Source organism: Bacillus infantis, from assembly GCF_020171945.1.
GTDB classification, from domain to species: domain Bacteria; phylum Bacillota; class Bacilli; order Bacillales; family Cytobacillaceae; genus Bacillus_AB; species Bacillus_AB infantis_A.
The window spans coordinates 43,221-65,745 of sequence record NZ_JAIVAP010000014.1 but is presented as its reverse complement, the minus strand read 5'-3'; the positions used below and the strand labels follow the sequence as shown (position 1 = coordinate 65,745).

General features: G+C 46.8%; 28 protein-coding genes. 21 read left to right on the top strand and 7 right to left on the bottom strand.

From position 1 onward, the window contains the following. Positions 1-115 precede the first annotated feature (115 nt). From LCM00_RS17575 to LCM00_RS17505, 15 genes are all read left to right on the top strand, one after another. Positions 116-1,180: a C45 family autoproteolytic acyltransferase/hydolase gene (locus LCM00_RS17575; RefSeq protein ID WP_224904507.1), complete on the top strand. Its 1,065-nt coding sequence runs from the start codon at positions 116-118 to the stop codon at positions 1,178-1,180. A 20-nt stretch (positions 1,181-1,200) separates the two neighbouring features. Then, positions 1,201-1,941 (top strand): hypothetical protein, encoded by a 741-nt coding sequence (locus tag LCM00_RS17570; RefSeq protein WP_224904504.1) that lies wholly within the window; start codon positions 1,201-1,203, stop codon positions 1,939-1,941. Further along, positions 1,938-2,543 carry an SAM-dependent methyltransferase gene (locus tag LCM00_RS17565; protein WP_224904502.1) on the top strand — a complete coding sequence of 202 codons (606 nt, stop codon included), beginning with the start codon at positions 1,938-1,940 and terminating at the stop codon, positions 2,541-2,543. The genes LCM00_RS17570 and LCM00_RS17565 overlap by 4 nt, the downstream gene beginning before the upstream one ends. Before the next feature lie 91 nt (positions 2,544-2,634). Next, on the top strand, positions 2,635-3,600 hold the full coding sequence (locus tag LCM00_RS17560; RefSeq protein ID WP_224904500.1) for an alpha/beta hydrolase: 966 nt from the start codon (positions 2,635-2,637) through the stop codon (positions 3,598-3,600). Positions 3,601-3,764: 164 nt separating this feature from the next. Further along, entirely contained in the window at positions 3,765-5,228 is a 1,464-nt protein-coding gene (gene nagE / locus LCM00_RS17555) for an N-acetylglucosamine-specific PTS transporter subunit IIBC (RefSeq protein WP_224904498.1), read from the top strand. Positions 5,229-5,301: 73 nt separating this feature from the next. Beyond that, positions 5,302-6,009, top strand: a complete 708-nt coding sequence (locus LCM00_RS17550) for a hypothetical protein (protein WP_224904496.1) — start codon at positions 5,302-5,304, stop codon at positions 6,007-6,009. A gap of 214 nt (positions 6,010-6,223) precedes the next feature. Continuing rightward, positions 6,224-6,652 carry a MarR family winged helix-turn-helix transcriptional regulator gene (locus LCM00_RS17545; protein WP_224904494.1) on the top strand — a complete coding sequence of 143 codons (429 nt, stop codon included), beginning with the start codon at positions 6,224-6,226 and terminating at the stop codon, positions 6,650-6,652. Between the two features lie 155 nt (positions 6,653-6,807). Next, positions 6,808-8,436, top strand: coding sequence for an MFS transporter (locus LCM00_RS17540; RefSeq protein ID WP_224904493.1), 1,629 nt, complete (start codon positions 6,808-6,810; stop codon positions 8,434-8,436). Positions 8,437-8,465: 29 nt separating this feature from the next. Further along, positions 8,466-9,101 carry an HlyD family secretion protein gene (locus LCM00_RS17535; protein WP_224904491.1) on the top strand — a complete coding sequence of 212 codons (636 nt, stop codon included), beginning with the start codon at positions 8,466-8,468 and terminating at the stop codon, positions 9,099-9,101. Positions 9,102-9,140: 39 nt separating this feature from the next. Next, entirely contained in the window at positions 9,141-9,686 is a 546-nt protein-coding gene (locus LCM00_RS17530; RefSeq protein WP_224904489.1) for an NAD(P)H-dependent oxidoreductase, read from the top strand. Next, positions 9,686-10,048: a hypothetical protein gene (locus LCM00_RS17525; RefSeq protein ID WP_224904488.1), complete on the top strand. Its 363-nt coding sequence runs from the start codon at positions 9,686-9,688 to the stop codon at positions 10,046-10,048. The genes LCM00_RS17530 and LCM00_RS17525 overlap by 1 nt, the downstream gene beginning before the upstream one ends. Before the next feature lie 208 nt (positions 10,049-10,256). Beyond that, entirely contained in the window at positions 10,257-11,060 is an 804-nt protein-coding gene (locus tag LCM00_RS17520) for an amino acid ABC transporter substrate-binding protein (RefSeq protein ID WP_224904487.1), read from the top strand. 13 nt (positions 11,061-11,073) lie between these two features. Then, positions 11,074-11,754 carry an amino acid ABC transporter permease gene (locus tag LCM00_RS17515; RefSeq protein WP_009791579.1) on the top strand — a complete coding sequence of 227 codons (681 nt, stop codon included), beginning with the start codon at positions 11,074-11,076 and terminating at the stop codon, positions 11,752-11,754. A 13-nt stretch (positions 11,755-11,767) separates the two neighbouring features. Next, positions 11,768-12,514 carry an amino acid ABC transporter ATP-binding protein gene (locus LCM00_RS17510; RefSeq protein WP_224904486.1) on the top strand — a complete coding sequence of 249 codons (747 nt, stop codon included), beginning with the start codon at positions 11,768-11,770 and terminating at the stop codon, positions 12,512-12,514. A 107-nt stretch (positions 12,515-12,621) separates the two neighbouring features. After that, a complete protein-coding gene (locus LCM00_RS17505; RefSeq protein WP_318247624.1) occupies positions 12,622-12,996 on the top strand; it encodes a YbaN family protein in 375 nt (124 codons plus the stop codon). A 39-nt stretch (positions 12,997-13,035) separates the two neighbouring features. Here the strand turns inward: LCM00_RS17505 and LCM00_RS17500 are convergent, their stop codons facing one another. The 3 genes from LCM00_RS17500 to LCM00_RS17490 all read right to left on the bottom strand — a co-directional run bounded on the left by LCM00_RS17500 (position 13,036) and on the right by LCM00_RS17490 (position 15,316). Beyond that, positions 13,036-13,476, bottom strand: coding sequence for a hypothetical protein (locus LCM00_RS17500; RefSeq protein ID WP_224904485.1), 441 nt, complete (start codon positions 13,474-13,476; stop codon positions 13,036-13,038). 6 nt (positions 13,477-13,482) lie between these two features. Continuing rightward, complete coding sequence (locus tag LCM00_RS17495) at positions 13,483-13,827, bottom strand: ASCH domain-containing protein (protein WP_224904482.1); 345 nt, start codon at positions 13,825-13,827, stop codon at positions 13,483-13,485. A gap of 73 nt (positions 13,828-13,900) precedes the next feature. Then, positions 13,901-15,316 (bottom strand): Na+/H+ antiporter NhaC family protein, encoded by a 1,416-nt coding sequence (locus LCM00_RS17490; RefSeq protein ID WP_224904480.1) that lies wholly within the window; start codon positions 15,314-15,316, stop codon positions 13,901-13,903. Between the two features lie 174 nt (positions 15,317-15,490). On the opposite strand from LCM00_RS17490, the gene LCM00_RS17485 reads away from it, so the two are divergent. The 4 genes from LCM00_RS17485 (at position 15,491) to LCM00_RS17470 (ending at position 18,976) form a co-directional block, all read left to right on the top strand. Further along, the gene (locus tag LCM00_RS17485; RefSeq protein ID WP_224904478.1) at positions 15,491-15,907 is read left to right on the top strand and encodes an SRPBCC family protein; all 417 of its coding nucleotides are present in this window, start codon (positions 15,491-15,493) and stop codon (positions 15,905-15,907) included. Then, entirely contained in the window at positions 15,907-16,263 is a 357-nt protein-coding gene (locus LCM00_RS17480) for an ArsR/SmtB family transcription factor (protein ID WP_224904476.1), read from the top strand. Before LCM00_RS17485 ends, LCM00_RS17480 begins: the two co-directional genes overlap by 1 nt. A 147-nt stretch (positions 16,264-16,410) precedes the next feature. Then, positions 16,411-17,739, top strand: coding sequence for a sensor histidine kinase (locus LCM00_RS17475; RefSeq protein WP_224904474.1), 1,329 nt, complete (start codon positions 16,411-16,413; stop codon positions 17,737-17,739). Positions 17,740-18,088: 349 nt separating this feature from the next. Beyond that, positions 18,089-18,976, top strand: a complete 888-nt coding sequence (locus LCM00_RS17470) for a GNAT family N-acetyltransferase (RefSeq protein WP_224904472.1) — start codon at positions 18,089-18,091, stop codon at positions 18,974-18,976. Positions 18,977-19,012: 36 nt separating this feature from the next. Here the strand turns inward: LCM00_RS17470 and LCM00_RS17465 are convergent, their stop codons facing one another. From LCM00_RS17465 to LCM00_RS17450, 4 genes are all read right to left on the bottom strand, one after another. Continuing rightward, positions 19,013-20,023 carry a hypothetical protein gene (locus tag LCM00_RS17465; RefSeq protein WP_224904470.1) on the bottom strand — a complete coding sequence of 337 codons (1,011 nt, stop codon included), beginning with the start codon at positions 20,021-20,023 and terminating at the stop codon, positions 19,013-19,015. A gap of 758 nt (positions 20,024-20,781) precedes the next feature. After that, positions 20,782-20,958 (bottom strand): SE1832 family protein, encoded by a 177-nt coding sequence (locus LCM00_RS17460; protein ID WP_224904468.1) that lies wholly within the window; start codon positions 20,956-20,958, stop codon positions 20,782-20,784. A gap of 180 nt (positions 20,959-21,138) precedes the next feature. Beyond that, positions 21,139-21,303, bottom strand: coding sequence for a hypothetical protein (locus LCM00_RS17455; RefSeq protein WP_224904466.1), 165 nt, complete (start codon positions 21,301-21,303; stop codon positions 21,139-21,141). Positions 21,304-21,393: 90 nt separating this feature from the next. Continuing rightward, entirely contained in the window at positions 21,394-21,795 is a 402-nt protein-coding gene (locus LCM00_RS17450; RefSeq protein WP_224904464.1) for a VOC family protein, read from the bottom strand. Between the two features lie 312 nt (positions 21,796-22,107). Between LCM00_RS17450 and LCM00_RS17445 the strand changes: the two genes are divergently transcribed. Both LCM00_RS17445 and LCM00_RS17440 read left to right on the top strand, forming a co-directional pair. Next, entirely contained in the window at positions 22,108-22,233 is a 126-nt protein-coding gene (locus LCM00_RS17445; protein WP_224904462.1) for an FbpB family small basic protein, read from the top strand. 15 nt (positions 22,234-22,248) lie between these two features. Then, entirely contained in the window at positions 22,249-22,524 is a 276-nt protein-coding gene (locus LCM00_RS17440) for a YkvA family protein (RefSeq protein ID WP_224904460.1), read from the top strand. Position 22,525 lies beyond the last annotated feature (1 nt).

Here is a 22,525-nt window from a genome sequence, read left to right as displayed (position 1 = left end):
ATCCTAATCGGGTCAGCTTTTTCTTAATAAGAGTTGCTTTATTTTCAATTCCCCTTCCAGTATCCTTAAAAGAAGCATAATTAACGAGGCAATCTAAGATAAAAGAGGGATCCCTATGAAACAAATATACAGCAGCATCATCCAGTTCCGCGGCACCCACTATGACTTTGGCTATATGCAGGGAGAAAAAATCAAAAACTCCCTTTCTGTAAAAAACCGCGAAGAACAATGGAAAGTAAGAAAACCGCGCTTCATCATCGATGAAAAAGAAGCAAAAGATGCAATCAAAAAGTTCGCCCCTGGCATCTGGGACGAACTGCTCGGCCTCCAGGAAGCACTGAAATGGCCGATGCAAAAAGTCCTCCAGGAGTTCGGCGGCTACCGCGTCGATTATAACCGATCCGGCTGCTCCATCATGACAGGCAGCAGCTATATGATCCGCAACTACGACTATCATCCCAAAACCTATGAAGGCCGCTACACCCTTTTCCAGCCTTCTGACCAGGGCTATGCCATCATCGGGCCAAGCCAGCGGGTGACAGGGCGGATGGATGGAATGAACGAGAAAGGCCTCGTGGTAGGCTATAACTTCATGAACCGCAAAAAGCCCGGCGACGGCTTTATCTGCTGCATGATCGGGAGGCTTCTCCTTGAATCCTGCGCCAATGCCGAGGAAGCAGTGAACATGCTCAAGGAGATTCCGCACCGTCATTCATTCACTTATGTTGTATTTGATAAGAGCGGAAAATCCTTTGCAGTGGAAACTTCCCCGCGCCGGGTGGAGGTCCGGCAGACGAATGCCTGCACCAACCATTTTGAAATCATGAAAGATGAAAACCGCCATCATTTGGTTGACTCTCTCCGCAGGCTTGCTGTTATCCAAGAAGCAGGCGGGGAAATGACTGAAGCGATGGAGGCATTCAGGCTCCTGAATGATACAGATAAAGGCGTTTTCTCTGATTTGTACAGCAGCTGGGCGGGCACCATCCACACATCAGGCTATTTGCCGCAAGAAGGTAAAGCCTTGTTTGCCCTAGGAGGAGACCGGAGCCCGGTTGAATTTGATTTTGACAGCTGGCTGCAGGGCGAGGATCTTAATATGCAGCAGATTACCGGGGAAGTGAATACCAGCATCCCCTTCCTGCATATGGATGAGAATGCAAACTGGTTCAGCAAATAAACATTTTTGGGGGAATGAGCATGAATAAAAAAAGGCTGGGCCTTCTGTCCGGTCTCATTATTATAATGGCAGCCGGCATCGGACTTTATTGGTTCTATTTTTCCAAACCGGACGGCCTGCCTAATGATGGAAAGCTCATGGGTTACATGAACCGCTATCATTCCGACATGCAGGCCAGTGCAATCAAGGCAATCATCCCAGCTGATGAAGAGCATGTTTTCGCTCCTTTCGTGAGAGAAGGCGGAGAATATGGAGCCAGCTTCTGGACATGGAGAAAGCGCAATTGGGAGCTTGATTATATCAGCTCTGCCGGAGAGCCGAAGGTTTGGCGAATAGATCCGGATGACCCTTCTTCATTCCGTATTGCCTGGAGCTTTCCGCCTGACACCGGATTGAAAAAAATTCGCTATTATTTAATGAGAGACAGAGACTTTTTTGTTACAGGGGAAAAACAGACCTATTTTCCAAAAGTGCAGATGGAGCATGAAGTTGCGCTTGGTGAAGGCAGCTATGGCATGATGGAGCTTCCGGAAGAGTGGAAGTCCGCCGCGGGTTCATTGGCAGAGTCAGCCAAGAGCAGCCAGCCGGATGAGTTCTTTTTCCCAATGCTTGGCTTTCACTTTGGCTGGATTGGCTATGACGAAAAGGGGCAGGTTTTTTTTCCGGATTTTGGTGACAGCTTTGGGACGGGCGGCGCTAACCTCGAGTATATGCAGATGCTTGGGGAGAATGATATTGAACAATTCGGGAGGAAAGAATGAAAGAACAGGATTATGACAGACTTCTTCATATTAAAACAGAAGGCGGACAGCAGGGTTTTACCCGCTCTTTCCATTATCACCGCTATGAGGCGACGCCTTATTCCGCACTGGACATTCTGTTTAAGGAATACAAGCTGGAAAGCACCGACAGGCTTGTTGATTTCGGCTGCGGGAAGGGCCGGCTTGTCTTTTACAGCCACTATTTTTTCCAGGCTTCCGGGACAGGCGTTGAAATGAATGAGGATTTATATGAAGAAGCCCTTCGCAACGCAGAAACTTATGTGAAAAAAAGCAGAAAAGGCAGGGGGATGCTCCAATTTGAATGCAGTCTTGCAGAGGAATACAGGATTAAGCATGAGGAGAATTGCTTTTACTTTTTCAATCCATTTTCCATCCAGGTGTTCAGGAATATCATTGCAAATATCCTTTTGTCTGTGGAAGAGCACCATCGCTCTGTGGATATTGTGCTGTATTACCCATCAGAGGATTATATTTTTTTCCTTGAAAATTATACAAGCTTTGAGCTGGAAAAAGAGGTAGAGCTCCCGGAAAGCAGCCATGATCATAATGAAAGGTTTTTGATCTACAGGCTAAAAATGTAAAAGCGCTTACATTATTTGTCCTTATTATATAGAAATTAATGGAAATGATAGATATAATAATTTCAAGATAAATAGTAAATGGGGTAGGAGAATGAAAAAGAAAAAAATCCTTCTGATTAGCGGCAGTGTAATCGTGCTTTTGGCTGCGGCTTTGATGGGGGCAGGAAACTATTTTTATAATGTAGCGATCAATCGGAGCGAGGAATCCTTGAAGCTCCATGGCGGCAGCGAGTCGAGGGCGGTCAGTGCAATGGCAACAGAGGAAGAAGCGGCAAAGCTGGCTGAAGTGATGGAATGGACGGAAAAACAGGACTTCAAGACTGTTGAAATTACCTCGGACGACGGGCTGAAGCTTAAGGCGGCTTTCCTGAAGAACCCTGATTCCAATGGCAGGGCAGTCATCCTGGCTCATGGATATAAGGGCAGCAGCGAACAGATGCCGGGTATTACGAAATTTTACTACGAGCAGGGTTTTGACGTACTGAAGCCGGATGCCAGGGGCCATGGCCTGAGTGAAGGGGATTATATCGGCTATGGCTGGCATGAACGGAAGGACTATGTGAAGTGGGCCGGCAGCCTGGTAGAAGAGGAAGGAGCAACAGATATTTTCCTGCACGGCTTTTCCATGGGGGCAGCGACCGTCCTGATGGCAAGCGGGGAAAAGCTTCCGCCGGAAGTGAAAGGGATCATTGAGGATTCAGGCTACACAAACGTTCATGAAGAGCTTTCCCACCAGCTTAAATATCTGTACCATCTGCCTTCCTTCCCTCTCATGCAAGTGACGAGCGCTGTGACGAAGGTAAGGGCAGGCTACACATTCAGCGAAGCTTCAGCTGTTGAACAGGTGAAAAAGAATAAGCTTCCGCTCTTCATCATCCACGGCGACCAGGACGAGCTGGTGCCGACAGAGATGGCAGACCGGATCTATGATGCGGCCACAAGCGAGAAGGAAATCTGGATTGTGCCGGGGGCCGGTCATACAGAGGCATATACAATCGCTGAAGAAGAATACCAGAAGCGCTTGACGGCTTTTATTAAAAAAGTGCAAAATAAGTAAGGCAGAATTGGAAATTTGATTGAATATTTACAATTTTGTGAACTATAATAGATGCAGGCATGGACTTTTTTCGTTTATCTTATAAAATATCACGAAAAGGAGGACCGTTCTGCATTGCATTACAAATTAGACAAACAAGTTTTTCACCTAGGGGGGAATAAAAAATGGTCATGAAGTACTTGCAGAGAATGGGCCGCTCTTTAATGCTGCCTGTAGCCGTGCTGCCGGTGGCTGCGATTTTGATGGGGATTGGGTATTATATTGATCCGACCGGCTGGGGGGCAGGCAACCCGGCCGCAGCTTTCCTGATTAAAGCAGGCGGCTCCATCCTGGATCATATTCCGGTGCTGTTTGCAGTCGGAATTGCTTTGGGAATGGCAAAGGAAAAGGATGGATCATCAGCGATTTCCGGTTTGGTCGCATATCTCGTTGTGACAACGCTGCTGTCAACTGACACGGTGGCGATGCTGCAGGGTGTAGATGCGGCTGATGTAAACCCTGCTTTTGGGAAAATAGAGAATGCATTTGTCGGTATCTTATCAGGGATTGTAGCATCGATTATGTATAACCGATTTGCCAAGGTGAAGCTTCCGGATGCACTGGCATTCTTCAGCGGAAAGCGGCTTGTGCCGATCATGTCCGCTGTGACAATGCTGGCTGTGTCCGCAATCCTGTTCTTTGTCTGGCCGCTCATCTTCTCCGGACTGGTATCCTTCGGGACAGCGATAAGCAAGATGGGCTTTGTGGGAGCAGGGCTTTACGGGTTCTTTAACAGGCTCCTGATCCCAACAGGCCTTCACCATGCTTTGAACTCTGTGTTCTGGTTCGATACTGTCGGAATCAATGATATCGGAAAGTTCTGGGCAAGCGAGGGGACTAAAGGGGTAACTGGCATGTACCAGGCAGGCTTCTTCCCTGTTATGATGTTCGGTCTTCCAGCTGCTGCCCTGGCAATGTACCATACGGCAAAATCAAAACAGAAAAAAATGGCGGCATCCCTATTGCTTGCTGCAGGATTCGCTTCCTTCTTTACGGGAGTGACTGAGCCGCTCGAATTCTCATTCATGTTCATTGCGCCGGCTCTTTATGTCGTGCATGCCGCATTAACGGGAATCTCGCTTGCTGTTGCGGCCTTCTTCCATTGGACAGCAGGCTTCGGATTCAGTGCAGGGCTGGTCGACTTTGTATTGAGCCTAAAGATTCCTATTGCCAACCAGCCGTGGATGCTCCTGGTTCAGGGTCTCGTATTTGCCGTCCTGTATTATGTACTGTTCAGATTCCTCATCACCAAATTCAACCTTTCCACTCCAGGCCGGGTTGAAATGGCTGAAGGAGCGGAAGGCACTGAAAGCGGAGGAGCTTCTGCCCCTGCGGCAGGAAATGAAAAATTCGCCATCATGGCTGCTAAAATCTATGACGGCCTCGGCGGAGATGCGAACGTTACATCTGTCGACAACTGTGTGACCCGCCTTCGGATTGAAGTGAAGGACATGGAGCGCGTGGACCAGAAAAAGATTAAAGATACCGGGGTTCCGGGAATCAATATTGTCGGTCCTACAAGCATTCAGGTCATCGTTGGCACATCAGTGCAATTTGTAGCCGATGAAATTGAAAAGATCAGGAAATAACACTGAGAAAGCCGGGCGATGCCTGGCTTTTTCTTCTTTTACCTCTATATAATGGAAGTGCAGGGGGGACGAGATGAAGGCAAAAAAACATAAAACCAGAAAGCAAAAAAAGGGCTTCCATCCTTTTATTAGTTTTAGTTTACTGATGCTGGCTGCAGCAATGTTTTCCCTATGGGCTATTGAAGGGTACAGCAACAGCCAGCTGAAAAGCTTCAGTTCACCTGGCCGGATCATATTCCTGTATAGCCGCTGGGCTGTTATACTGGTGGGCGGAGTTATTTTTTTTCTCTCTTTTTGCATTTTTGGCCGGATAATGGAAAAGAAAGCTAGAAAGGTATTTGGTATACATATCTATACCTTTTTATTTGCTGCAGGCGCTCTTGCGGGAAGCATTCTGCTGATGAATGATTACTATACATATGGCAACTTTGGACCATTGGAGATTAAATTCAGGGACGGTCTCTTCAGTGAGGAGAAAATATATAGCTGGGAAGAGATTGACCGGGCTGAGGTTTCTTATATTGTTGGCTCTAAAGACAGAATCTCAGTTAGCTATGATCTGTTCTTTGAAGATGGGAGAAAGGTAGATAGCACTGATTCGCCAGAGTTTTTCAGGAGGGCCGTTTCGCTTGACCGCTTTCTAGTAAGCTATGGAATTCCGGTCAAAAGAAGCGGAATCGCTCCTGAGGACAGACAAAGGTTCTTTTCTCAATATGGCCATCCAGGAAAGGATCCTGATATTGACCGTCATGCTGTGCTGCTGAGAGTTTTGGAGAATTGACAATACAGTTCAAGCCGGGCCGAACTCTGTTATTGATTGTTGGGGGTCAGCAGTCTGTCGCGGCCGGCAGGATGGAGACTGAAGCAGGGAGCGGTGCCATTAGCCTCATCCCCTTACTCTAAATAATGTCCATCACATTCATCCCTTGATACCGCAGTTAAAATGGTTCATAATCACAAATAGAAGAAAGCGTTATTAAGAGGGGGGGCGGATGGTGCTGAAGGAAACTTTACGGCAGATTGAATATGAAATTGCGATGCTTGTGAGGCTGACTACTGCCCACAGCCCGAAGCTGGGGAGCCTTGACCGGTCGGAGTATCTGCTGCTGAGTGAAATTTCTGCGCATGAGCCCCTGGCGATCAATGCCTTGGCAGAAAAGCTCATGCTTAATCTTTCTACAGCAAGCAGGCAGATTGCTGTTCTTGAAGGAAAAGCATATATTGAACGTTTTCCGGATGAACATAACGGCCGGATCAGCCTGGTCCAGCTGACAAATACAGGCCGTGCAGTGCTTCAGAAGGTGAAAGAAGCACGCCACACGGTATACGGGGAAATATTGAAGGATTGGTCACCGGAAGAGCTGGCAGGGCTGGAAGCCAGCCTGACAAGGCTTAATAAAGATTTTAAGTTATGGGGAAAATAATACGGATGAGGAGAGAGCCAGACAAGGCTCTCTCTTTTTGTTGGAAATTACCTGTTGCAAGATCGCTGTTAAGTTGTATAATACAATATATTGTTTATAAGTTGTATTATGCAACTTGCAAAAAGAAACATATCTCATGAAAGGAGGACCTGCTATTGAGCCAACCTATCAATATTTCCGGCTCTGATGCGAAAAAGATGGCCATTCCGCAATATTTGGCTATATCCATCCTGACCATTTTTTCTATCGGGCCGCAGTATTTTTTAAATTTATCTTATATTCTCAATCAGGGAATTATTCAAAACGGGCTGAGCCTCGGTTCAAACGATCTGCTTCTGCCGTCCACATTGTCCAACCTCGCATTTGCGTTTGGTGTGCCGCTCGGACCGGTACTTGCAAGAAAGGTCGGCCTTAAGAGGAACTATCTGACATTTGTGATGATCTTCCTGCTTGGCTCTGTACTGGACGCGCTGTCACTGGGCATCACAACATTAACGGCCGGCCGGATCATACAGGGGATCAGTGCCGGCATTCTTTTCCTGACGATTTTGCCGGTCAGCCTCACTTCTTTCCCGAACAAAATCCGCAATACCTTCCTGCTGATGGCGATCGGAGGACTATTTGGGTCGAGTGCAGTCGGAGCTTTCTTTGGGAGCATTTCTCTTACATCCGGCATGTGGCGCTGGCTGTTTATCCTGAATATTGCTTCAAGCATTTTATGCCTTGTTCTGGGGAGCATCTTCCTTCCATCAGCAAAGGATGAGAAAAAGCATAAAGAGCCGCCTGCAGACAATAAAGGGATATTCCTGTTAGGCTTGTTTATCCTCAGCCTGGCCTATCCCCTTTGCAATCTGATGGAAGAGGGCTTTTCATCCATCAGGATCTGGCCGCTGCTGGTTCTCGCCGGCATTATTATGATTCTCTTTATTTACATTGACTTAAAATCGGAAAATCCGCTGGTTCCGTTTGGCTCTCTCAAATCAGCCAAGCCGGTCTCAGGCACAATCATGGCGGTGGCGTCCCATATTTTGCTCATTTTTGCCCTTGCCGGAATCAATGGGTTTCTCCGCAATAATAAAGATCTGCCATTTGAGTATTTATCTCATTTTTATTTCTGGTTTTTCATCGGAATAATGATCACAGCTATTTTGAAAACATTATTATACGACAGGCTTGGAGCAGGCATTCTGGGTACAATCGGCTCACTGGCTGTCATATATGTCAGCTGGAGATGGATGAACATCACTCCTGAAATCTCCCTTCCGGCTCTCTATTTCCAGATCGCCTGCCTTGGCGCAGGAGTCAGCATGGTGCTGGTGGCAGGAGCACTTGGGACGGCCTTGGCCGGGGATATCCATAAAGCCTCCAAGCGGTCAGTTACCCTGCATTCTATCAGGAATTTTGCGGGCGCGGTGGCCGCTCCGGTGCTCGGCTGGTTCATATACAGGCAGAATGCACATCATTATGAAGCAATAAGGGATCACGCAAGTAAATATGACCCTGAAGTGCAGGCGGAAATGGCCAGGATGACAAGGCAGCTGATGGAAAGCGGCTTGCCGTTGGCCAAGGCGAAGAGCATGATGTTCTATGAGTTGGTCGTTAATGCGAAAAAGTCGGCCATCTTAACGGCATACCATGACCTGTTTACAATCATGCTGGGAATCGGCGTCATCATGCTGCTGGCTTCAATCAGCAAGATTATGACAGGGAAAGGGCGCTCGCTTGTCCAAAAGCAAAAAAGAATCCTGCTGCCCGCTCCGGACAGCAGGCAGGCACATAAATAAGAAGAGGTTACCTGAGAGGAGAAAGATGAATGAGTAAAGGGCGTTTAATCCTGACAAATATTATTGGAATCCTGGCTGTGTTTGCATTGATTGCAGCTGGCGCTTATTACTATTACCAGAATGAAAACTATGTAACGACCAATGATGCGGTGGTGTCAGCCGATATGATGCAGGTGACGGCACCGGCATCAGGGATGCTTGCAGAATGGAATCTGGAAGAAGGGAAAAATGTCTCTGAGAATGCAAGCGTCGGTAAAGTAGCGGCAGGAGAGTCTTCTGTTCCTGTCAGCAGCTATATGAACGGCACGGTCATCCAGAATGAAGCCTATCCCCATCAGATGGTCCAGGCGGGACAGGCGCTGGCTGTGGCTGCGGACATGGAGCATCTTTATATCACGGCCAATATCCAGGAAAAAGATCTGAAGGACATTGAAGCCGGGGACAGTGTTGAAATCAAAGTTGACGGAGATGGCAACACATTGTTTGACGGAGAAGTAGAGGAAATCGGCTTCGCGACTAATTCATTATTTTCTGTGCTTCCTCAGCAAAGCTCCAATGGCAGCTACACGAAAGTGGCCCAGAAGGTTGCAGTGAAAATCTCCCTGAAAAATGCATCAGACAAAGTGCTTCCAGGGATGAATGCAGAAGTGAAGATTTCGCTCTAGCAGAAGCGGCCGAAGGAAAAATGGAGGGAGGAAAGGCAGTTGAAGATATATGTGGTATACGATAGCGAAGGCATGCATACGGAAGCTCTGGCCAGGTCCATTGCTGAAGGAGCCCGGAAGATAGAGGGAGCAGAGGTATTGGTTGATCATGTCAGCCAGGCTGATGTGTATAAGCTCCCGGAGATGGATGCCATCATTTGGGGATGCCCTGGCCATTTTGGAACCATCAGCTCTGGTTTGAAAGCATGGATCGATAAGCTTGGCTATTTATGGGCCGAAGGAAAGCTGATCAATAAAATCGGCGCGGTTTTCTGTACAACGGCAACCACACACGGGGGGCTTGAAGCGACGATGCTCAACTTGATTACGCCTATGCTTCATCAAGGGATGATCATTGCCGGTCTGCCTGCGAATATTCCAGCAAATGCTTTATACGGCTCTTATTATGGTGTCGGCATCACCTGTCCGATTGATTCGGACGAGAAAATATCAGCTGAAGGGCTGGAACTCGGTAGAGCCCTCGGTGAACGGGTTTCCCTTCTGGCCAGGCGTCTGGATGCCGGCAGAGACGGAGCTGGCCAGTAATGGCCGGTATTATATTTTGCCTGATGGCTGCGGTTATTGTGGCTGCCATCCTGATTGCTGCCAATATACAATCTTCCCGCAGACATGAGCTGCAGGAGGAAGAACAGAGTGCCGGCCAGGCAGTGCTCCAGGCCCCAGAGGAACATCATGCTGAACCTGTTCAGGATGCAGGGGAAGCAGCAGGCACACCGATAAAGCCTGCGGCGGAAGATGCAGAACGGATGGAAGACCATGCATACAGGCAGGCCCTGCAATCTTTTATGAAGGAAAAAGAGAAAAAGCAGGATTCCTCTGACAGCAGGATGGATGACCACGCATTCCGCGGTGCCTTAAAATCACTGAACGAGAAAAAAGAAGAGTAAAGTTCAACCCGCATCTGGCATAAAGGATGCGGGTTTGCTGATTTTAGGAATTGCCGGCTGAAAGTTTTTATCTGCACATGAAATAAAGGCATTAAGGGGATTCTTTTTAATACCGAGCAATATATGTTGACTTTTTTGCACCGGTGAATTAATCTAAGTAACGTTGTTTAAATTAAACCGATAAAAATACTAGGAGATTGATGCACACATGAAGAAGTACGCACTCATTTTACTCACATTTGCATTAGCGATTTCCCTTGCTGCATGCGGAAGCAGCGGCGATGGAGACAAAGATACAGCGAAAGACCAAAGCCTGTATGACCAGATCAAGGAAAAAGGAGAAATCACAATCGGGACTGAAGGTACATATGCCCCGTTCACTTACCATGATAAAGAAGGCAAGCTGACCGGCTTTGACATTGAGATTGCCGAGGAAGTATTCAAGCGCCTTGATATCAAGCCTGAATTTGTTGAAACGAAATGGGATGGCATGATTGCCGGCCTTGATGCAAAACGCTATGACATGGTTGCGAATGAAGTGGCTGTCCGTGAGGAACGCCTGGAGAAATATGATATGTCTGATCCGTATATCGTCTCAAAAGCGGTACTTGTCGTTCATGAAGATAATAATGAAATCAAGGCGCTGGATGATTTGGACGGCAAAAAAGTCGGCCAGTCACTTGACAGCAACTACCGTAAAATTGCCGAGGAGCATGGCGCAACCAACACAGTGGTGGAAGGCTTCAACCAATCCATTGACCTGATTACATCCGGCAGGATCGATGCGACACTCAATGACAGCCTTTCTTATCTTGACCTTAAGAAGCAGCGTCCTGAGCTTCCTGTAAAAACAGTTTATGAAGAAGAAAATGCAACAAGCAATGCCTTCCTTTTCCGCAAAGGCAGCGATGAACTTGTCGAGGCAGTGAACGGAGCTCTTGCAGAAATGAAGGAAGACGGCACGTACCTGGAAATCTCTAAAAAATGGTTCAACACAGACGTATCGAAATAAAGGATTGATATAGATGTTTGATGAACGCGCAGAACGAATAATAGGAATCCTCGCTGATTCCTTTTTTCCTATTCTAAAAGCCGGGATCTATTTTACGATCCCGCTCACATTGATTACATTTGCTCTCGGTTTGATTCTTGCATTTTTTGTGGCCCTTGCCCGATTGTCCAGCATCAAGCCGCTTGTCGCGCTGGCCAGGTTTTATGTTTGGATCTTCAGGGGAACCCCGCTGCTGGTCCAGATTTTCATCCTGTTTTTTGGACTTCCAAGCGTAGGCATCACACTGGATCCGTTCCCGGCCGCTGTGATTGCTTTTACCTTGAACAAGGGTGCATACAGCTCTGAAATCATCCGGGCGGCAATCCTTTCCATCCCCAAGGGGCAATGGGAGGCAGCTTCCTCTGTCGGGATGACCAGGAGCCAGGCCATGAGGCGCATCATTGTTCCACAGGCAGTCAGAGTCTCACTCCCTCCGCTCGGGAATTCTTTTATCAGCCTGGTAAAAGATACTTCGCTGGCCGCTACCATCACGGTTACCGAGATGTTCCAAAAGGGGCAGCAGATTGCGGCAGCCACCTATGAACCGCTGTGGCTGTACATCGAGGTTGCTTTTATTTATCTGATTTTCAGCACAGTCCTGTCTTATTTCCAGAACAAGCTTGAAGACCGTTTTGGAAGAAGCGTAGCAAAATAATGGAGGTGCCTGAATGATAAAGATTGAAAAACTGTATAAGAAATTCGGCGAACTGGAAGTGCTGAAAGGGATCGATCTGTCCATTCCGACCGGGAAAACGGCCGTTATCATCGGCCCTTCGGGATCGGGAAAAACTACCCTTCTCCGGTGCATGAACCTTCTGGAAACACCAGATGCCGGAAAACTCGAGCTTGGAAACAAGACGCTCCAGTTCGGAGATTCTGCCAAAATCAAAACGGCGGAAATGGTAGCATTCCGCAAACAGACCGGCATGGTATTCCAGAACTATAATCTCTTCCCTCATTTGACCGCGGTTGAAAATGTAATGGAAGGCCAGATGGTGGTGCTGAAGCGCTCGAAAGAGGAAGCGCGGAAAAAGGCACTGGGACTCCTCGAAAAAGTCGGGCTCAAGGACCGTGCCGATAATTACCCGCACCAGCTGTCCGGCGGCCAGCAGCAGCGGGTCGGCATTGCCCGGGCAATGGCGATGGATCCGCAGGTGCTGCTCTTCGATGAACCGACATCAGCACTTGATCCGGAGCTGGTCGGGGAAGTGCTTAAGGTCATGAAGGATCTTGCCAAAGAAGATATCACGATGGTCATCGTTACACATGAAATGAGTTTTGCCCGCGAAGCTGCCGATGAAGTCATCTTCATGGACGGCGGTGTTGTCGTCGAGAGAGGAACACCAGAGGACGTATTTGAAAAGTCACAAAACAAGAGGACACAGCAGTTTTTAAACAAAGTGACTGCCCGATAAAGTGGAGGCCCTGCGCAGATGCAGGGCCTTTCTTTACGTACATCAGGTATATCTTTTTACTATGGAAAATGGTAGATTAGACTCAGAAAGGGAAGGGGGCAGATGTTATCAGGAAATTAACACAGATTTTATTCGTCGCAGCCGGCTTTCTGGCCCTGGGCCTTGGCATCCTTGGCATCATCCTTCCTGTCGTTCCGACCACCCCGCTGCTTCTGCTGGCCTCATTCTGCTTTATGAAAGGATCCAAAAGGTTCGAAGTCTGGTTCAAGCAGACAGGGATCTACAAAAAACACTTAGAAAGCTTTGTGAAAAATAAGTCGATGACACTGAAGCAAAAATTTACAATCCTGCTGTTTGCTGACGCTATGATAATCATCGCTTTCTTCTTGACGGACATCACAGCAGTCAGGATTATGCTGGTAATCATTGTTCTTTATAAATACTATTATTTTTTCTACAAAATAAAAACCTTGCCGGAATAAGGCAAGGTTTTATCTTTTTTCCTCAATAGGCATACCGGCTTACCAAAGACCAGGCTTGACGACCATGAACCAGAGCATGGCCGATAGAAGGATGATATAAATCCAGACAGTGCGGTTGAGCTCAGCCGCTGCTTTTTCTTTATCGGTCCCTTCTTCCCGGAATTTCCGCAGCTTCGGAGTGAAGGCGCGCGCCAGGAAGAAGAGAGAGAGAAACAGGATGATCAGGGTCATGACAACCCAGGAGGTGCCCCATGTCCATGGTCCGGCTGCGATCAAAATGACGCCTGATCCTACAAGGACGTGGCCGGAGTGCTTAGAGAGCCTGACAACGGACCGGAAAGTATCCATATATGCTTCGAGCTCGGCACCGGCGGCCGTCTTCAGCTTCTTCACGATCGGGAAAAGGATGAAGAACGGTCCGATTGACATAATCACACTGAGTACATGTATGTATATAACAGTCCGGTAAATTAAATCCATTGAGTTTTACGCTTCAGCCGGTTTGAATTCGTGGACCCAGACCTTCATATGCGGAAGCCAAGGCATCCCTTTGTGATAGGAAAGGATGGTCTCTTTATAATCCTCGACAGAACTGAATCCTTCCTGGCGGGCATGTTCGTCGGTAAGCTCACCGAGAGTCTGGCTGTATACGGAAGTCACGATGAATTCTTTATCGTTGAGTACCATGATCTCCCCGATATCAGCATATCTGCCATTTCTCCTCGTGGCTGTTTTTTCTCCTTTTAATACCTTCTCGATATCTGCCGGTACAGTAACCAGTCTTTCAATGCTGCATGTTTTTGCTGGCAATTCATTTTCTTGGTGTGTCATACTATTCCCCTTTCAGTTTTGTGCCCTTTTACTTTACCACATTTTACTCAGTGCAGTGAGGGCAATTCTGCTGTCAGAAGAAAAATACGGTGCCTGCATATAATACGGCAGTAATCCCGGCAGCAATCATAGCTGGCTTCAGCTTATATCGTGCATATTCAATGACAGACAAATTCAGGATCCGGGCGATCGTATTCGTATCGTCGCTCAGCGGGGAGGCGAATGCACCAAAGGTCCCGCTTGCAAAGACAGCCCCGATGACGAGCGGAAGATAGATGCCTGAAGCAGCGGCCATTGAAATCCCGAGCGGCATCAGGATGCCCCAGGTTCCCCATGCCGACCCGATGAAATAAGAGATGGCAGCCCCGAATAAAAAGAGAAGCGGCACAACGATGGATGGAGGAATCCAGCTCGAATAACGGGTGACAAACGCGGAAAAACCCAGCTCTTCTGTCACGGACGACAGCCCCCAGACCACAGCAAGCAGGACGATGACAGACATAAGGTCATTCCCGCCGATCACAAAGCTGTTCAGAAGATCTGATGTCTTTGTCTTTTGGAACCGGAAAAACAAGAATGTAAACAAGACAGTAAATACAAGGGCAATCAGCATAGCATCCATTACATCCGCTTTAATGAAGGCGGCGGCAAAACCCCCTGCCTTCTTATAGCCGTCCCACCATGTGAAAACCAAAGTCAGAACAACAACAAGCGCAAGCGGTACTAAAAGATTCCACGGCTTTTCCGGCAAATCCCTTCCAACCGCCGGGTCGCAAGTATGCCAGTCATCCTCATCATCTCCTGATTTTCCGATCTTTTCAGGATCGCTGTCCTGTGTTGACTTGGAATGATGGAAAAAGCTTAAATACACGCCGAGAAGGATCATTACAAATGAAAAGAAATTAAAAGGGATGCTTCTCAGGAAAAGGTCGTAAGGATCTGCATTGATGTTCTCATTGCTTACAGCAATGTCCACAATTGACGTCATATAGCCGACAAAAGCCGTTGCGATCGGAATCAGGACAATGATGGGAGTTGCTGTTGTCTCGATCACAAAGCCAAGCTCCTGTGTCGACATTTTTACTTTTTTCAAAAGTGCCCGCATGATCGGCGCAATCGTGACGAACCGGAAACTCGGGGCGGAGAAGGTCCCGACCGTGGACAGGTAGGTAAGAAGCAGCGCCTGCCTTTTGTTCTGGATCCTGACTGACGCCTCCTCGACAAACCCCCTGATGCCCCCGGAAATCTTGATCATCCCGACAAGACCGGAGAAAGCATAAAGAAATAGAATGATCTTAATATTATTTTCATCTATGAGCCCTTTAACTAGAAAGCTGATGAGCGTTTCCAAGCCTCCGGCCAGTGTCGGCTGAAGAAGGAAGGAGCCGGCGAGAAGGCCGGCAAAAAGGCCGGGAAGGACCTGTTTGGTTTTTATGGCAATGGGTATCGCAATCAAAAATGGAAGAATAGAAAACCAGTCAGTCTGCACAATCATTCACCCTGTCTCAATCTTTGTCATAGTGTTAGATTGCCGGAATTGGGAAAACTTATTCTAATATTGGGCAAGCTTTCCTATAGAATTCCCGTTGACATATAACCATACGGTGTTATATGCTTAAATATAACCAAATGATTTTATATTTATCGTTAAAGGAGAATTACAATGACAAAATTGGATGATATCGTAAAGGTGATCACAATTGATGCGCCGATTGAAAAGGTTTGGGAAAAGGTGTCCTCTTCTGAAGGCATTGCTGAATGGTTCATGCCGAATGATTTTAAGCCTGAGCTGGGCTATGAATTTCATCTGCAGTCCCCTTTTGGACCTTCTCCATGCAAGGTGACCGAGCTTGATCCGCCTTACAGGCTTTCTTTTCTTTGGGACGATGATGGCTGGGCTGTTTCGTTCCTGTTGAAAGAGAAGGACGGGAAAACTGAGTTTACTCTTGTACATGCCGGATGGAAGGACACAGATGAAATACTGCCAAAGACACGGGAGGCAAGCGGCATTGTCAGGGAGCGCATGAGCGGCGGCTGGTCCGGCATTGTGGAAAAATTGAAGAAAGCTGTGGAGGCATAATGTCCGCCCCGGCGCAAAAGTATGATGTGTTCCAGGCTGTGGCCGATCCGACGCGCCGTGAAGTTTTAAGGCTGGTTGCGGAGAAGGAGCGTCCTATATCAGAAATTGCCGGCCACTTTTCCATGAGCAGGACTGCAGTGGCCAAGCATCTCCACATCCTTTCAGAAGCGAAGCTCATCAAAGGGCGGAAGGCAGGGAGGGAGAAGCTTTATATCCTCCAGCCCGAATCCCTGGCAGAACTGAGGGAATGGCTCGCTTATTTTGACAGGTTCTGGGATAACCGGTTATCGGTGCTGAAGAATCTCTTTGAAATTGAAGATAGCTCAGCTTTGAAACAGCAGGAAGCAGACGAATAGGAAGCAGAGTATGAAAGCAGGCCATCTGACTGGCCTGCTTTATTAATTTTCCCAACCTATTTATGATGTGTGGACCTTTAAAATATAGTAAACTTAAATTTAGGCTATTTTTACTATAAGTGCGATTAAGAAGAGGAAGTAGAGCAGATGAAAAATGCCAAGCTCAAAGCCATCATTGCAATATCAGCAGTATTGCTGCTATTGTTTACTATCTTTAATATGTATATATCTTATGTAAGCATAAAAGGTTCAACCGTAAGGTCCATCGCCAGCCAGACGCTTGAAACCGCCAAATCCATTGCGGATTCCATGCCAGTCGTCATTTACGAGGAGTTTCTGGAAAATCCGGAAAAAGGGCCGGAATATGAAGCTATTAAAAGGTATCTGGAGGATGCCAGGAAGAAGACAGGCTCGCTTCATGTTTATACCCTCCTTATTGATAATCCAGAGGTTTCAAGGGCAATGATAGCCGGGCTGCCGCCAGGTGTCGAAGAGCTTCCAATCGGCGGGATTTGTACAGTGCCGGAGGAGCAGGTGAAACAGGCCTACAGCGGAAAGTCTTTTACAACCGGCATCATCCACGACCCGGAATATGGTGAATATTTGACTGCAGGTGCACCGATTAAAAACTCCGAAGGCAATGTCATTGGCTTTCTGAGCATTGATATCAGCGCAGAGATGATCGGGAGCATCAGCAGCAAGGTGCTGAAAGGCAGTTTATCCAATCTGGTCTTCAACGGCGTCTTTGTGCTGTTTCTCCTTGTGTCATTCATCTTTATCCAGCGCTGGTACCAGTGTGAGCTTAAAAAGGAAGTCGGAGAGACCGAATATACGTACCAGGCGGAGTTTGACTCGCTTCTTTCCTCAGTACGGTCATTGAGGCATGATTATTCGAACCATATCCAGGTGCTTCACGGCCTGCTGAAGATTGAGAGCTATGATCAGGCGCTTGCATATCTGACAGCCCTTTCCAAGGAAGTGCATTCCATCGAATCCATCAAGCTTGATACAGTTAATCCGGGGCTCGGGGTACTGCTTGAAACGAAAAGGCTGCTGGCACAGAATTACGGCATTGAAGCCAGATTTTCGGTTTCTAAGGATTCTTTTGATCTTATTAAAACAACAGACCTGATCAAGATCCTCTCTAATCTGATTGATAATGCCATAGAGGCTTCTCTTGAGCTTCCTGAGGAAGAAAGGAAGCTGTCAGTATCCTGCACGGCAGGTGAAGGCCATTATATGTTTACCGTGACAAACACAGGCCCCCGCATAAATTCATGGGATAAAGAAAAGATTTTCGAAAGCGGATTTTCAACGAAAAAACCTGAAAAAGGGAAAACAAGAGGCCAGGGGCTTTTCATCGTAAAACAGATCACCAGCCGCTATGACGGCCAGGTTACCTTAGATTCACATGATTCGATTACTACTGCTAAAGTGGTCATCCCTGCAGCTGCTGGAAAGAGCCCGGAAAAATAAAAAAGGATAAAATCCCATTGGATTTTATCCTTTTTCTTATACAGAAAATCCACCCTCGAAAGGATGGACAGGAAAGGGAAAAGGTTCTTATTTTTGCTTACTCGGATATTGACTTGCCGTTTGGCGCTTCATTTGCTCTTCGCGTTCAGCATCTTTTTTGAACGCTTCCATTGCTTTGTAAAAAAGCAGGCTCATCTCTTCCGCCTCCCTGTGTAATGATTATATATTCCACTCGTTCCCGGTGTGTTTTCCGGTAAACTTGATTTGATGATTTTTTTGAAAAAGATTGGACGCGGAACATTCTCCGCCTTACTATAAAAGCAGGAAGCCAGTGATGGGAGGAAAAAGTATGGCTGTACTGGAGAAGCTGACGTTTGTCTCAGGCTATGAAAAAAACAGAGTACTGCGCCGGAGCTTTAATGAACTGGCGAAAGAGACTTTCGGCATCCAATTTGAAGATTGGTTTGACCTGGGATACTGGTCAAGTAAATACATACCTTATTCTTTTGCCGACGGAGAAAAAGTGGTGGCCAATGCATCGGCAAATCTGATCCGGTTTTCAGGAGAGGGGAAGGATTGGAATGCTGTCCAGGTGGGCACCGTCATGACGCACAGGGATTACCGCAATCAAGGGCTGGCAAGGCAATTGATGGAACGCATCCTGGAAGATTTTAAAGAAGCGGACTTCATTTATCTTTTTGCCAATTCGACTGTGCTCGATTTTTATCCTAAGTTTGGTTTTAATCCTGTGGAAGAAATGCAATATTTTATAAAAATAAACGCCGGCAGCCAGCAAAGGGAGATCCGCAAATTGGATGGCAGAAATCCGGAGGATCTGGCCTTCATTTATGAGATGGCAGGCAGGAGAAGCTATCCTGGCAGGTTTGATGCCGTCAACACAAGAGAGCTGCTCATGTTTTACTGTCTGAATGTGTTCCATGATGACATCTACTGCCTCCCGGAAGATGAGGCCATTGTACTCGCCAGGCAGGAAGATGATGTCCTGCATATGTATGATGTCATCTCCTCTGTACCCGATTGGGATCCGTCCGGGATTGCCGAAAGACTCGCTGCAGGGAAGGCAGGCAGGGCAGCGCTTTATTTCACCCCTTCCCGAGAGACCTCTGTATTGGAAAAGGTGAAGTATCAAGACAGCCATGTTTTATTTGTAAAATATAATGGCGAACATAGCAGATTGCCGGCAGAGTTCAAGCATCCGCTGACTGTCCAGGCATGAAGAAGGGCCTCCTGAAATATTCAGGAGGCCTGCTGATTATTTTCCTGCCTTAAAAGTATAGACCGCCATGTTGGTCCCATTTTCATCTTTGATCAGGCCGCCCTGCAGCTTTTCTCCTTTTTCGCCATAGGTTTCCTGGATATACGATAAGCCGTTGCCATCAGCTGGGTCGAACATGATTTTTACCTGATAGGATTTCAGATCCTTGATTTTGGTCATCGGGTTGGTGATGACCAGGCGGAAGGATCCGTCAGGCATGACATCGGTCCGGTCATTGAAGCCAGTGATGATATAGCCTTCTGCACTGACGCCCCCTGTAACAGATGCTCCTTCAAGGATATTGCTTTTGCCATCAATGTAAATGAAATTTTCATCTTCGGTCACTTCTGTTTCCATCCGGATTTGAACAGCTCCGTAATCATCAGGCTTCGACCATTCCGGTGCTTCAATCATGACCGTGCTTTCCGGCTGGGACAAATCAATTTCATTCACAGCGACTATTTGCCTCTGGTGCTCCCCGCCTTCCTCAGCAAGCCTGACAAATGCCCCTTCGAGCTTGCTGCCATCAACAGAATAATGCTCATTGACCTCATCGCTGCTGGCAGAAGGCTTGAAAATGATCTTTGTATAAATCACCGGATATTTATAGCCATCCGGAATGGTATCTTCCAGTGTAAAACTGCCATCCTCTTCAACAAGGGTGGTGCCGGCGCTTCCGATAATGGCGCCGTCAAGAGGATCGGTGTAAAGAAAAAGCTTTGATCCGGGAAGAAGATTGGTGGTGCCTGTGACTGTGATTTTCTGGTCCTTCCGATGGATTTCGCCTTCAAGCTTCACATCATAATCGCCTGCATCATCACGAGCTTTAAGCACCGTGGTTTCAACAGCCTCTTTTTCGCTGTCTTCATCACCAGCCGAACCCTGGTCTTCCTTTTGGGCTGCCTCTTCCTGAGCAGGCTCCTTTTTGCCCGCTGCCTCATCCTGATTGTTCCCGCAGGCAGCCAGCAGCAGAACCAGAATGGCTAGAATAAGAGAATTGAGTTTCATAATATGTTCCTCCGATTATAAGATAACAATCCCTATTGTAAACGGGAGGAAGGAGCTACTGTAAATAATAATACCTAAATATTGGAAAAATAAATCGTTTCTCCTATTATGAGAGGTGGGTTTTATTACTAAAGTCATATAAAAACTCGCTTGTTGAGGCGAGTCATGCAGAGATAAGGTATTTAGGCATTCTATGGCATCAAATCGATGAGTCATGCATAGAAAAGCTCTTATTTGATACATGACTTGGCTGGAAGAGTGCGGGCCGTGTATAGAATGGCTCTTATTTGATACATGACTTGGCTGAAAAGGGACGGCTCATGTATAGAATGGCTCTTAATCGGTACATGACTAGGGTGGAAAAGGGCGGGTCGTGTATAGAATGGCTCTTATTCGATACATGACTTGGCTGAAAAGGGGAGGGTTGCGCATAGAATGGCTCTTAATCGGTACATGACTTGGCTGAAAAACAGAGAGTCATGTATAGAATAGCTCTCATTCGATACATGACTTGGCTGGAATCGAGGAGTCATGCATAGATTAGCTTTCATTCGATACATGAGTTGGCTGAAAAACAAGGAGTCATGCATAGAATAACTCCTAATCGGTACATAACTTGGCCCCACCTCGATGACTCATGCATAGCATGTCTCCTTTTTAAATAGAAGGCCCGGACTCAAGCCGGCCAGTCACGCACTTATCAATAAACAGGGCCTGTCTAAAAAAGACAGGCCCAATTATCTTACCCAAAATTCACATCACTCTTTTTCCAATTCTTTATACAGACTTTTCAGCTCTGCCTCGATCGCCTGGATTTGCTTTTCAAGCGGAGACAGATTCCCGCCGACAGATTCCATTTTCTCCAGATCGTTTTGGAGCCTTACGTAATCTAGCTTAAGGTCCTTTATCTTGTATTCTATTTCTGCTTTTTTCATCCTGATCCCTCTCTTCTTCTGTCTATTCGAAATATAACGTTTACAGAAGGTAAGGGCAACTGATATGCGTTTATGTATTTGCGCAATATAGCGCAGTTTGAATGCGGCCGCCAGAATATACTTTCTAATCGCAAAGCAAGCCATGGGCGCCTGCCTTCAAGCATGGCACCACCTGGCTTTTTATAGAGAAGCTTCTGTCAGCGCACTGGCTTCTTGTTCGGTCAATTTGATAAAAATGGTTTCTTTCCTGTTCATCGCCTCAAAAGAAAAATCGATTTCAAGCAGCAGGAAAAATTGCCGGTTGATCCTTACAACACAATGCTCCCCGATTGACGCAATGTTCATGATTTCACATCCTTTACGGATACATATAATGCGCTTCGGGGGAATAAGGTGTGGACAAATCAGAAAAAGGGGCAGTGCCCCCGTGCCCGCCTATTGTCCGGGATGCAGGACATTGCACGCGCTCAAATTGTTGCCGTCAGGGTCTTTAAAGCCAAAACCGCCCATCCCGTTTTCGGGATGAACATTAAGCGGACCCACCTCTACATTTTTTCCCTTAAGCCACTCTCTGAACTCTTCAAGGGATTCTGTATAAAAATCAATAATGGTGTGGTCTACCCCTGTATATGTATTGTGGAAAGACAGACTGGATTCGCTTCCTGTCTCTACAAGAAAAATGGTCGGAACCCCTTTGGCTTCAAATGTAAGCATCGCAGCTTTTTCTCCGTGAAAGTGAACCGAGACGCCAAATATTTCTCTGTAGAATGCTATGGACCTTTCAAGATCTGAGACAGGGATTTCAATCGTGGCAATATGAGATACAAATTTTTGCATGGTAATCCTCCTTGGAATAGTTTGTATATTAATTTGACACAGCATATGCCATTTCCTTCCTGCAGAAGAAAGTTTGACAGCCCAGAAGGTTTATATTATGATAGGGGTAACAGTTAAATAGTCTCCTAAAGGGGAGTAGCTTTTACAGCAAAGTCGTCATTTCGGAGTTTTCTCCCGGCTTTGTTGGCAACCATGACGTTGTTAGCAAGACCTTTACCTGATTCGGGTAAAGGTCTTTATTTGTTTATTAAGCCTTTGCCGGATGCGGCAAAGGCTTTTTTTCTGTTAAAAATTTGAAAAGGAGTGTCAGGCATGAAAAAGAAAAAGTCCCAGTTTGAAGAACTTATCAGGAAGAACAAGGAAGAGCTTCTGAAGGACAAGAGAGAGATTGAAAAAATTGAAAAACGGCTGGATGAGAGGTATGCAAAATCGCAATAAGGGGTGTGAAGCAGCATGAAATTTTTTCGCAGGATCAAGTTTCTGTTTAAGTTTTGGAGGGTGATACCCTTTCTGAAGGATTTCTTTTTATCGAAGGAGGTCGAGGCCCACAAGAAGGCGCTTGGCATCCTGCTCGTTTTGACGTATGCCTTTTTCCCTTTCGATCTTATTCCCGATTATCTTGCTGTCCTTGGAATCGTCGATGATTTGGCAGTGGCTGGATTTGTCGTAGAGCGGATGATCAAGATGGCGCCGGAGTCACTGAAATTAAAGCATGGAATAGAAAAATAAT